11 protein-coding genes are annotated in these 12579 nt (G+C 35.7%); 10 read left to right on the top strand and 1 reads right to left on the bottom strand.

Annotated features, from left to right (window positions below; translation table 11 throughout):
• Nucleotides 1-11: 11 nt before the first annotated feature.
• A complete protein-coding gene (locus JWR23_RS15900) occupies nucleotides 12-1340 on the bottom strand; it encodes a TolC family protein (RefSeq protein ID WP_299517254.1) in 1329 nt (442 codons plus the stop codon).
• 357 nt (nucleotides 1341-1697) lie between these two features.
• Here JWR23_RS15900 and JWR23_RS15895 point away from each other — a divergent pair, with 357 nt between their 5' ends.
• From JWR23_RS15895 to JWR23_RS15850, 10 genes are all read left to right on the top strand, one after another.
• Nucleotides 1698-2906, top strand: a complete 1209-nt coding sequence (locus JWR23_RS15895; RefSeq protein ID WP_299517253.1) for a pyridoxal phosphate-dependent aminotransferase family protein — start codon at nucleotides 1698-1700, stop codon at nucleotides 2904-2906.
• An 80-nt stretch (nucleotides 2907-2986) separates the two neighbouring features.
• Nucleotides 2987-4105, top strand: a complete 1119-nt coding sequence (locus tag JWR23_RS15890; protein ID WP_299517252.1) for a GNAT family N-acetyltransferase — start codon at nucleotides 2987-2989, stop codon at nucleotides 4103-4105.
• Complete coding sequence (locus JWR23_RS15885; protein WP_299517251.1) at nucleotides 4102-5088, top strand: NAD(P)-dependent oxidoreductase; 987 nt, start codon at nucleotides 4102-4104, stop codon at nucleotides 5086-5088. Before JWR23_RS15890 ends, JWR23_RS15885 begins: the two co-directional genes overlap by 4 nt.
• A gap of 29 nt (nucleotides 5089-5117) precedes the next feature.
• Nucleotides 5118-6440 (top strand): inositol-3-phosphate synthase, encoded by a 1323-nt coding sequence (locus tag JWR23_RS15880; protein ID WP_299517250.1) that lies wholly within the window; start codon nucleotides 5118-5120, stop codon nucleotides 6438-6440.
• Between the two features lie 2 nt (nucleotides 6441-6442).
• The gene (locus tag JWR23_RS15875) at nucleotides 6443-6907 is read left to right on the top strand and encodes a phosphatidylglycerophosphatase A (RefSeq protein ID WP_299517248.1); all 465 of its coding nucleotides are present in this window, start codon (nucleotides 6443-6445) and stop codon (nucleotides 6905-6907) included.
• A gap of 207 nt (nucleotides 6908-7114) precedes the next feature.
• Nucleotides 7115-9673 carry a DUF5686 and carboxypeptidase-like regulatory domain-containing protein gene (locus tag JWR23_RS15870; RefSeq protein ID WP_299517247.1) on the top strand — a complete coding sequence of 853 codons (2559 nt, stop codon included), beginning with the start codon at nucleotides 7115-7117 and terminating at the stop codon, nucleotides 9671-9673.
• Nucleotides 9674-9690: 17 nt separating this feature from the next.
• Nucleotides 9691-10407, top strand: a complete 717-nt coding sequence (locus JWR23_RS15865; RefSeq protein ID WP_299517246.1) for a CDP-alcohol phosphatidyltransferase family protein — start codon at nucleotides 9691-9693, stop codon at nucleotides 10405-10407.
• A gap of 12 nt (nucleotides 10408-10419) precedes the next feature.
• Entirely contained in the window at nucleotides 10420-10989 is a 570-nt protein-coding gene (locus JWR23_RS15860) for a DUF4833 domain-containing protein (RefSeq protein WP_299517245.1), read from the top strand.
• Between the two features lie 7 nt (nucleotides 10990-10996).
• Nucleotides 10997-11617, top strand: a complete 621-nt coding sequence (locus JWR23_RS15855) for a sterol desaturase family protein (RefSeq protein WP_299517244.1) — start codon at nucleotides 10997-10999, stop codon at nucleotides 11615-11617.
• A gap of 2 nt (nucleotides 11618-11619) precedes the next feature.
• Nucleotides 11620-12558, top strand: coding sequence for a phosphatase PAP2 family protein (locus JWR23_RS15850; RefSeq protein WP_299517243.1), 939 nt, complete (start codon nucleotides 11620-11622; stop codon nucleotides 12556-12558).
• Nucleotides 12559-12579: the final 21 nt, after the last annotated feature.

Raw genomic sequence — 12579 nt, 5'->3', positions numbered from 1 at the left:
TACTTTATATTTTACTGGTCAACACTAAGTATACCTAATGCCCTTTTTAAATCAATTTTGCTTGATAATAACTGAAAAAGCGAATTATAATAATTAAGCTCAGACGTCCGCAGATCTGATTGCGCTACTATTACATCCAGATAGGTTTTAATACCCTCCCGGTATTGTAAGCTCACTACGTTGTATACGTCTGTAGCCAGGTCTACGTTTTGTTTTAGTATTTGCCAGTTAGTATAATTACTCTTATAACTTGCCAATGCTTGTATATATTCTGTATTAATAGTATTTTGTGAGTTAACAATATCCAGACTGGCACGTTCAACCTGTAACCGGGCCTTACTTAAATTTTGCAGGCGTTTACCTCCCTGAAATATAGGCAGTGATAAACTTAAACCTGCATAAGCGCTTGGAAAAGAATTGTTATACAGTTCAGATACCCTGGTGTTTAAGTATACCAAATTATAACTGCCAACGGCAGATAATGATGGTAAAAATCCTAAACGATAATAGTTAACATTTAAATTCTTTAAATTCTTTTCGGTTTGCAGTTGCTGATATTCTATGCGATTATTTACATTCAGGGTTTGATTGGTATCTATATAAGCTTCCTTTTCATAACCGGTAGAATCATAGGCTAATGTTATTTTAGCCTGCGGATTTAAACCCATTATTTGTTTCAGGTATGCCATCTTACTATTAATAGATTCAGCAGTTTGTTTACGGGTAGCCAGTTCGCTATTAAGTGCTATAGTAGCTTGCTTATAGTCTATCTTATCAACTACGCCGGCCTGGTACCTGTTATAAGCATCCTTTAAACTCCTTTGCAGCCTTACAATATCTTCATTAATAATATTTAATTGCTTTTGCGATAATAGCACATCAAAAAATGCCTTACTAACATCAGATACTACATTTATCTGACTGCTTAGTGTGTTTTGCTTATAATATAAACGGGAGTAATTTGCCGTTTTTGCTGCCAGTAACACATCATTATTATATATAATCTGGCTGGCTTGTAAACCCAGGCTTGAATACTCATCAATATTTGATACCACACCCGGAGTTGTAGAAGCAACCGGGCTGCCTTTAAAATAATGGTTATACGCACCAGACGAATTAATCTGCGGCAACCAACCTGCTAAACCTATCTTTATATCTCTTTCATTGATCTGTTGATCAATGGCTGCCTGCCTAACCACCGGTTGATTGCGTAATGCGAAAATTACACCTTGTTTTAAAGTGATAACATTAGGTATACTATCTGCACCTGTTTGTGCAAAAAGAATAGTAGGTAAAATTAATGTTAAATTAATTATTAACAATAAATGTAGTTTTTTCATAGAATAGAGTGATCACATGATCTGTAAACAAAAAACGCAGGGAATAGGTTTCCTGCACTTGTTTAGTTTCAATTTATTAGAGAGTGCGAATATGAAGCATTTATATTTAATTAAAAATGAACCACAACATTTTTACTTAAATACTACACAAAACCTATCGATAAGCATGTTTTTAATAATTTTTTGAAAAAAATGCAAAATAGAGGCACTAAATAAACAAAAAAATTAATTAATTTGCCGTGTGGGAATAACACTACATTTTTTCAAAAAGAGGAATGTTTAAAAAAATTACATACTAAATATAGGTTATAAACTTATTCATGGTATTTTTACAAAAAATTTAAGCAGGGTTAATACATGGTTAAAAAACTACATGAGAAGATTGCTCAATTTAAAGATGCAGCAATGATCAGGGAGAAAGGATTGTATCCTTACTTTAGACCTATTGAGTCTGGACAAGACACCGAAGTTATTATAGATGGCAAACGCGTGTTAATGTTTGGTTCAAACTCATATCTGGGTCTAACTAATCACCCAAAGATCAAAGAAGCTTCAAAAAAAGCAATTGACAAATATGGTACGGGATGTGCGGGATCAAGATTTTTGAATGGTACGCTTGATATACATATAGAATTAGAAAACAGGCTGGCCACTTACGTAGGTAAAGAAGCTGCTGTGTTATTTAGCACAGGTTTCCAGGTTAATTTAGGTGTTTTATCATGCGTTACAGGCAGAAATGATTACTTGATATTGGATGAATATGACCATGCATCATTAATTGATGGCAGTCGCCTTTCATTTTCGAAAGTAATAAAGTATGCCCATAATGACATGACAGACCTGGAGCGCAAGCTAAGCATGCTGCCCGAAGAAGCTGTTAAAGTTATTGCTGTTGATGGTATATTCAGTATGGAAGGTGATATTGTTAAATTACCTGAGATTGTTGAAATAGCAGATAGATATGGCGCTAATATTATGGTTGATGATGCACACAGTTTAGGTGTTATAGGTCATAATGGTGCCGGTACTGCATCACACTTTAACCTAACTGATGATGTAGATCTGATAATGGGTACGTTTAGTAAATCGTTAGCATCATTAGGTGGCTTTATTGCCAGCGATCATGATACTATAGATTATATGAAGCATCGGGCACGCTCATTAATGTTTAGTGCAAGCATGACCCCGGGATCTGTTGCCAGTGTTATTGCGGCATTGGATATTATAGAATCTGAACCTGAACGCATCCAAAAACTTTGGGATAATACCAACTATGCCATGAAGCTTTTGCTGGATGAAGGCTTTGATCTTGGCCCAACAGAAAGCCCCATCTTACCTATATATGTTAGGGATAATGATAAAACCTTCCTGGTTACCAAACACCTGCAATCATCGGGTGTATTTGTTAACCCGGTTGTATCGCCGGCAGTACCGTCAGACTCATCATTACTACGCTTTTCATTAATGGCTACTCATACTTTCGAACAGATTGATGAAGCTGTTGAGAAAATAACTAAAGCGTTTAAAGATGTTGGTGTGGTAATGGGTGTTAAAGAAAGAATATAACATAAAATCATTTAAAAGTGCGGCTGTTTAATAAATAGCCGCACTTTTTATATATAGCCTATAAAATTTCCGTCATCTGCATGAAAAAGATAATACCCGTAAATTCAAAACAAGAACTTACAGCATTTATTGATTTTCCGCATGATCTTTACAAAGACGACCCCAACTACGTTCCTGAATTATTTATAGCACAACGGGACCTGTTAACCAAACATCCTTTCCATAAGCATAATGTACTTCAAGGTTTTTTAGTTTATGAGGATGATAAAATTACCGGCCGTATCGCTGCTATATTAAATAATAGCCATAACGAGTACAATCATGCCAATGATGGTTTTTTTGGATTTTTTGATTGTATAAATGATCAGGAAACAGCCAAAATGCTTTTTAAAGTAGCTGCAGATTGGTTGAAGGGCAAAGGTGTAACAGAAAAATTTATAGGGCCGGTAAATTTTTCTACAAATGAAGCTTGTGGATTATTAATTAAAGGATTTGATAGCCCGCCAGTTTTAATGTTTACGTATAATGCCCCCTACTACGCCGATCTGATTGAAAACTTAGGATTTTCTAAACAAATAGACCTCATTGCCTGGAATTGGAAAGGTCAAGCTTATGATGATAAATCCGTAAAGCTGTTAGATGCCCTGCAGGAGCGTTTAAAAAGAAGCAATATCATTATCCGCAAAGTAAATTTGAAGAATTTTAAGCAGGAAACCATTAACCTACGGGAAGTATATAATAATGCGTGGGATAAAAATACAGGGTTTGTACCGTTAACCGATGAAGAATTTGATTACCTGGCAAAAGACCTTAAATTAATACTTGACCCCGATTTTTGTTTAATTGCCGAGCAGGAAGGCAAAATTGTAGGTTTCGGTATAGCCTTGCCCGATTATAATGAGATATTTAAAACCATTAAAAGGGGGCGCTTACTACCTACCGGCATATTTAAACTGCTATTTAACAAAAGCAAAATAACCGGGATAAGAATATATGCGCTTGGCGTAATTGAAGGTTACAGAAAAATGGGTATTGAGGCCTGTTTATACGGTACTATTATTAAGGAATATAAACGCAAAGGTTATACCACAGCTGATGCCGGATGGACGCTGGAAAATAACGTGATGATAAATAAAGCCATCGAAGCTATTAAAGGTAACCCCTACAAAACATACCGTATCTACGAAAAGACGATATGAAAGAAAAGGTTTTAATAACCGGGGCGAGCGGCTTTGTTGGATACCATCTGATCATTGAAGCATTACAAAATAATTTAGAGGTATTTGCAGCAGTACGAAAAAGCAGCTTGATAGATCACTTAAAAGATCTGGATATTCAATATACTTATTTAGACTATGCTGACCTGCCAGCTCTAAAAAAAGAATTACAAGAAAAACAATACGATTATATAATACATGCTGCCGGTATTACCCGTGCAATGTCTGCAGCCGAATATGAGTTGATAAATGCTGAATACACGTTTAATATAGCAAAAGCGGCGGCTGAATTGGGCGGTAATTTTAAAAAGTTTATTTTAATAAGCAGCCTGGCTGCTGTTGGTCCGCTTAAAGCTTTAACGGGTATTATAACTGAAGAAACAAAACCCCATCCTATCACAGCATACGGCAAAAGCAAATTATTGGCCGAGAGAAAACTAAAAACTATTACCGGTTTAAACTATACTATATTAAGGCCAACCGCCGTTTATGGTCCACGCGATACCGGGATATTTATATTCTTTAAGCAATTAACAAAACATATTGAACCTTACATTGGCAAAACACAACAAAAATTAAGCTTTATATACGTTGCCGACCTGGCAAAGGCAAGTATAAGGGCATTGTATCGTGGAAGTGGGCAAACTTACAATTTAAGTGATGATAACTTTTATGACAGGTATGAATTGGGCCATACGGCTAAAAATATATTAAGTATAAAAACCATTAAGTTTCATCTTTCGGTAAACTTTGTAAAATTAATAGCTGTGATCTCAGAAAAAGTAAGTTCTTTGAGGAATAAAGCTCCCATTTTAAATATTGAAAAACTTAACGAGCTTACAGCGGTTAATTGGTCGTGCAGTATCGAGTTAGCTAAACAAGATCTTGGCTTTTATCCGCAATATGGGCTTGAAGACGGCCTATATGAAACACTTAAGTGGTACAAAGAAAATGAATGGCTTTAGAATAATAAATTAATAGATAAATTTACACAATGAAAAAAAACATTAAACCTGCTCAAGGCAAACTGGGTATTTTAATTCCGGGATTAGGTGCAGTAGCAACCACATTAATTGCCGGTGTTGAAGCAGTAAGAAAGGGTATATCACAACCAATTGGCTCTGTCACACAAATGGGCACTATCCGTTTGGGTAAAAGAACAGAGAACCGTCGTCCAAAAATTAAAGATTTTGTTCCATTGGCAAACTTAAACGATATTGTTTTTGGTGGATGGGATGTATATTCAGATAACGTTTATGAAGCTGCAACAAATGCCGCGGTACTGGAGTCTGCACTTTTGTCAAAAATAAAAACCGAGTTGGAAGCAATTGTACCAATGAAGGCTGCTTTTGATAAAAACTATGCAAAAAACCTTATAGGTACTCACATAAAACAAGGCACACGTTATGAGCTTGCACAACAAGTTATAGCCGATATTCAAAACTTTAAAGAAGCAAATGGCTGCGACAGGATAGTTTTAGTTTGGTGCGGTTCAACCGAGATCTACTATGAAGCTTCGGATGTTCACAGCACACTCGAAAAATTTGAGCAAGGTCTTAAAGACGATAATAAGTTGATATCGCCAAGTATGATCTATGCATATGCTGCTTTAAAACAAGGTATACCTTTTGCTAACGGCGCGCCAAATTTAACTGTTGATATTCCGGCTTTGATAGAGCTGGCGAAGATAACAGAAACACCAATTGCAGGTAAAGACTTTAAAACCGGCCAAACGTTAATGAAAACCATATTGGCTCCCGGCCTTGCGGCACGGGCATTAGGTGTTAACGGATGGTTCTCTGACAATATTTTAGGTAACCGTGATGGTTTAGTATTAGATGATCCGGATAATTTTAAAACTAAAGAAGTTTCAAAACTGGGTGTATTAGAAGATATATTTAAGCCTGAAGATAACCCGGAACTATATGGTAATATCTACCATAAAATACGTATTAATTACTACCCCCCGCATGGCGATAATAAAGAGAGCTGGGATAATATTGATATTTTTGGCTGGTTGGGTTACAAAATGCAAATCAAAATTAACTTTTTGTGCCGCGATTCTATATTAGCAGCTCCTATTGCTTTAGATTTGGCTTTATTTTGTGATTTGGCTAAACGCGCTAATATGAGTGGTGTACAAGAGTGGTTATCATTCTATTTAAAATCTCCACAAACCGCACCCGGCTTGCATGCAGAGAATGATATTTTTAAACAACTGATAAAATTAGAAAACACACTGCGCCATATGATGGGCGAAGATCTGATAACCCACCTGGGCTTAGATTACTATGAAGAGTTAGCTGAAGCAAAATAATAATGCTGTTTCATAAACTGGCCGCTACTGTTTTTGGCATTGGTTACTTAGGTAAAGGTGTCGGGACAATAGCGGCTTTTGTTTCTTGTTTGTTTTGGTATTTGATTTTTCATAATACCTACTCTAACTCAACTTCAATATTAATTACCATCGGGGTAATTGCATTAGGCATATGGTCTGGCAATAAAGTTGAACCAATTTGGGGCAAAGATCATAACCGTGTTGTAATTGACGAAGTGGCCGGCATGTTCATCAGTTTGCTTTTTGTACCGGTAACTTTACATTATATTTTAATTGCCTTCGTCCTGTTCAGATTTTTTGACATCTTAAAACCTTTATTCATAAAACGCCTCGAATTGCTACCCGGTGGATGGGGCGTAATGATGGATGATATACTTGCAGGAGTATATGCAAATATAATACTCCAGACAGTTGTATGGTTTAATTTATTCAATGTCAGATTTTAGTAAAACCTATTAAATTTTGTTGATGAGCATTCGTTATTTGACTTTTTGACCACAGAAGTCTATTGGATTTCTGTACCTTTGCTGCCTGTTACCAAACATAACTGTAGCATTATCCCCCGCTTAGTAATTACAATTTATCCTATGTTAAAATAGGTTAAAAATATGCTGGCATGATAGTTACACAATAAGTTTGTATTTGATTATTACATGGATCTAAAAAATTTATTCAGGAAGCTTTCATTTGTAGCTTTCCTATTATTCTTTACCTCATCATTATTTGCGCAGGCTACCCGCGTTACCGGTATAGTAACAGATGGCAGCGCAAAGAATAATGAACCAATGCCGTTTGTAACGGTTGGTTTTGCAGGCAGCTCTAATGGCGGTCCTACAAATAACGATGGCCGGTATTCCATTAGTTCTGACAAGCCCTACACCCAGTTAAAGGCTACTTTTATAGGATATAAAGATGTATTGATAAAAATCACTCCGGGCGTATCGCAAGTTGTTAATATAAAAATGACACCTTCAAACGAGGAGCTTAGCGAGGTTGAAATTAAGGCCGGTAAAAAACCAAGATATAGAAACAAGGGTAACCCGGCTGTAGAATTAATACGCCAGGTTATAGCTCATAGAGAACAAAACCGCCCCGAGCATTATAATTATGTTGAATACAAAGAATATGACAAAATGCAATTTTCTATTGCTAACCTGTCTCCTAAAGTATCAGATAAGAAATTTTTTCGTAAATATAAATTTGTATTAGATAACCGTGACAGTACTACGGTACCGGGCAAATCATTATTACCGGTTTTTTTAGATGAAAAACTAACACAATATTATTATCGAAAAAATCCTGAAAAAGAAAGATCAGAAATACTGGGACAAAAAAATGTAAATTTTGGCGGCTCTATTGATAATGAGGGGATAACTCAGTTTTTTAAATACATGTATAATAAAGTTGACATTTATGATAATAGTATCAACCTTATCACCAATAACTTTTTAAGCCCTATTGCAAACGGTGGACCCACATTATATAAATACTTTATTACAGATACCATTATTACCGAAGACAAAAAGAAACTGGTTGAGCTAAGCTTTACGCCACGCAACACCCAGGATATGCTTTTTGAAGGTAAAATATACATCACCCTTGATAGTAATTACGCTGTACAAAAAGCTAAACTTGGCATCAATAAAAACATCAACCTAAATTTTGTTAAGTCAATGACTGTTAATCTGGATTTTGAACAAAATCCGGATGGCCGTTATCATTTAAGCAAAAGCAACACACTGGCAGATTTTGGTATAACCAAAAATAAATCAGGCGGGTTATTTGGTATCAGAACTATTACTTATAAAAACTATGTAGTAGACAAGCCTCGTGCTGATTCAACCTACGTTACCCGCAATAGTGATTTAGAGCCTTCTGATGAAGTTACACATAGAAGCATTAAGTTTTGGGAGGAAAACAGGTTAGATACTTTGACCTTGGCCGAATCTAAAGTTTATAAAAATGTTGATAGTTTGCGTAATATGCCGTCTTTCAGACGTACACTTGATATTGCTACACTGATATTAGCCGGCTATAAATCATTTGATAAATTTGAACTTGGTCCGGCAAATACATTTTACAGCTTCAACCCTATTGAAGGCTTCAAGCTGCGTGTTGGCGGCCGTACAACTCCCGAGTTAAGCAAGCGGTATTATTTTGAAACTTATGTTGCGTATGGTTTTAAAGACGACCGTTTAAAAGGCTTTTTAAGCGCAACTTATTCGCTTAATGATAAGTCTATTTATAAGTTCCCGCAAAATTATATACGGGCAAGCTTTCAGCGCGATACCAAGATACCCGGTGCTAATCTGCAATTTGTGCAAGAGGATAACTTCTTGTTATCATTTAAACGTGGTGTAAATGATAAGTACCTGTATAATGATAATTACCGATTTGATTATGTACATGAGTATGAAAATCATTTCTCCTATAGGTTTGGATTTAACAAATGGACACAGTCGCCTGCCGGTTCTTTATATTTTAACGATCAGTTTGGCAGGGTTAACGACCTAACCACAACAGAGTTTACTGTAGGTATTCGTTATGCACCGCATGAAGGATTTTACCAGGGCAAAATATACAGGGTACCTATACCAAGCAAGTACCCAATATTGGCCCTTGATTATACACAGGGTGTTAAAGGCTTCATTGGCGGTTCATACCAGTACGGAAATTTACATGCCCGTATAAATAAAAGAGTGTATTTATCGCAGTTTGGATTTTCAGATGTTACATTAGAAGGTGGAAAAGTTTTCGGACAAGTTCCTTATCCATTATTAACTATTTTCCGTGCGAATCAAACTTATGCCTACGATATTTATTCTTATAACTTAATGAACTTTTTAGAGTTTGTGGGCGACAGGTATGCAAGTGTGAATATAGACCAACACTTTGTAGGTTTCTTTTTTAACAAAATACCGCTATTAAAAGAACTAAAATGGCGCGAGGTTGTTACGTTTAAAGGAATATATGGGGGCTTAAGTGATCAAAATAACCCGGCATTGCACTCTAATTTATTTCAATTCCCGGTTACAGGTACCGGCCAGCCTATTACTTATGCTTTAGGTAATACACCTTATATAGAGGGCAGCATTGGTATCGAAAATATTTTTAAATTAGTACGCGTTGACCTGGTAAGAAGATTTAATTATTTAGATCACCCTGAAGTTTCTAAATACGGTATTCGCGCAAGGGTAAAATTTGATTTTTAATAAGCTGTTCATAATTAATGGAGCAACAAACATCTATACGTACAAATCTTCAATTAGGTATCTATAAGGTTATTGACCCTGTTGTAAAAGTTTTAATAAAACTGGGCCTTACCCCTAACGCTGTTACCTCAATTGGCTTTGTATTAAATGTTGGCGTAGCTGCTATATTTATTATTGGCGGAGAAGAAGGTAACAGAAACGATCTTACATTTGTTGGGTGGGCAGGCGGATTAATTTTATTTGCCGGTTTGTTTGATATGCTTGACGGACAAGTGGCCAGGTTAGGCAACATGAAATCAACCTTTGGCGCATTATATGATTCTGTATTAGACAGATACAGCGAGTTAATAATGTTCTTAGGCATTTGCTATTATCTTGTAGCTCATCATTATTTTTTAAGCTCCATATTTGCTTTTGTAGCCATGATAGGATCTATGATGGTTAGCTATGTTAGGGCACGGGCCGAGGGTTTGGGTGTTGAAAGCAAAGGCGGTTTAATGCAAAGGCCAGAGCGTGTTGTAACTATTGGATCATGCGCTATATTATGTGGCATTAGCTCCCTATACATTGGTGGCGATTATAAATTATATGTACCCGGATTAAAGTTTCATGTTTTTGAAACCATGTCAATATTCACAATACCTATTACCATATTGGCTGTATTAACAAATATTACCGCATTTAACAGGTTAAGAGACGCCAAGAAAAATCTTGAAAAACAAGAAAAGAATTAACATTGCTGATTGATGAGATTATTTATACTATTACTATCCCTTTTTTATTCTTATTTACCTGTAAATAAAACCCCTCATAAATTAATTTATAAAACGCCTGTTACAGACCCAGTACAGGATGATAAATTTGCTGTGCCGTCTGAAAATATTGGCCGGCTGTTTTACATGCAGCGCACATCAAACTCAAATACACTTATTTATGAGTTAAATGCAAAAAACGGACAGCTTGATGATGAAAATCCAATGCATGTTTACTGGTTAAGGTATGCTGAAAAAGGACAAAAAGAGGAATTAAATTATATTCAACGTAAGTTTGCATATGGTTTGGTCACTAAAAAAATAAATAATGATCAGTATGATGTCAGATTTGTATCATACAAGAAGTTTCCGCTGCTTTTGATGAAGGCAAACGACGGAAAATATCATATATTCGCAACTATTGAACAAAAACAAATGATGCTTAACCGTATCTTTGTTAAAATTGAAGGCGGCTCTTTTTGGCTCCCCAATATTATTTATGTAGAATTAAAAGGGACCGACCCATCAACAGGCAGAGAAATAACACATCGTTTTAAACCCTGATATAGCCATGGCAAAGAAGTATATATCAAATTCACAAGAATCGGTAAGAATGTTTAAAAGCGACCTTTTGGAAGCTTTATCTAAGGTTCATTTCCTGGTACCTGTATTTATTTTTGTGCCCATTATTGGGTATTTTATATATGAAGCGGTTGAAAAAAACATAGGGTTACTTATCTTTTTTGAAATGTTTGCGTTAGGTTTATTTATATGGACCTTGGTTGAATATGTAATGCACCGTTTTTTATTCCACTATACACCACCCAATAAACCATGGGCATTAAGGCTGCATTTTATTTTTCACGGCGTTCATCATGATTATCCAAGCGATGCCAAGCGTTTGGTATTACCGCCATCGGTAAGTATTCCTTTAGCTACCGGTTTCTATTTTTTATTTAATGCTATTTTACCGGCAAATTATATATATGGATTTTTTCCTGCTTTTTTATTAGGTTATCTTTTTTATGATGAATCGCATTATGCTATACATCACTTTAACTTTAAAGGCAATATCTGGAAAAAAATTAAACAGCATCACATGTTACACCATTACCAGGATCCGGATAAAGGATATGGTGTAAGTTCACCATTTTGGGATAAGATTTTCCGTTCAGATTTTATAAAAAAATAAAAATGAATGGTGCTGTTCATCAAGGCCCGGCAATTAACGCCAGATCTATATTAACTGTTTCGCTTCTTTCTATTACTTATCTATTACTTTCTTCATGGGTAATTGGCTATAAATCAGACCAGGTAGCTTTATTGGTTATTTTTAATACACTGTTTTATCTATCAGCTATTACCCGCAAATTTATTGTAGGCTTCTCTGTTTTCGTTGTTTATTGGATAATATTCGATTACATGAAGGCATTTCCTAATTACCAGGTCAATACTGTCCATATAGCCGATCTGTATAATTTTGAAAAACATATTTTTGGTATAAAGTTTAATGGCCGGCTACTAACCCCAAACGAATACTGGCAACTAAATGCTACTACCTTTTTAGACATAATTGCGGGCCTGTTTTATATATGCTGGATACCTGTACCACTTAGCTTTGCCGCTTTTTTATTTTTTAAAAATAGGCGCGAGTTTTTATCATTTGCTTTAACTTTTTTAGTAGTGAACCTGCTGGGCTTTGTAGTTTATTATACTTATCCGGCTGCACCACCCTGGTATATACAAGAGCACGGCTTTATTTTCCATGCGGCAACTACGGGTAATACCGGCGGGCTTGCGCGGTTTGATAATTATTTCAACGTTCATGTTTTCCAATCTATTTATCAAAAAGGATCAAATGTTTTTGCTGCCATGCCCTCCCTCCACTCGGCCTACCCGGTTATTGTAATATATTATGGTTTAAAAAATCGTTTGGGTTTTATAAATATAATTTTAGCCTTGGTAATGATTGGCATATGGCTTACTGCTATCTATACCAGTCACCATTATATTTTAGATGTATTGGCCGGCATACTTTGCGCGGTTATAGGTATTAATCTTTTCAATTTTCTGTTCACCAGGGTTACCTTTTTACGAGAATTTTTAAACCGTTACGAAAAGTTAATTCAATAACGGTCACTTTTTTGTACTGTT

Source organism: Mucilaginibacter sp. (assembly GCF_028288205.1).
GTDB lineage: Bacteria > Bacteroidota > Bacteroidia > Sphingobacteriales > Sphingobacteriaceae > Mucilaginibacter.
This window is presented reverse-complemented; position numbering and strand designations above follow the sequence as displayed.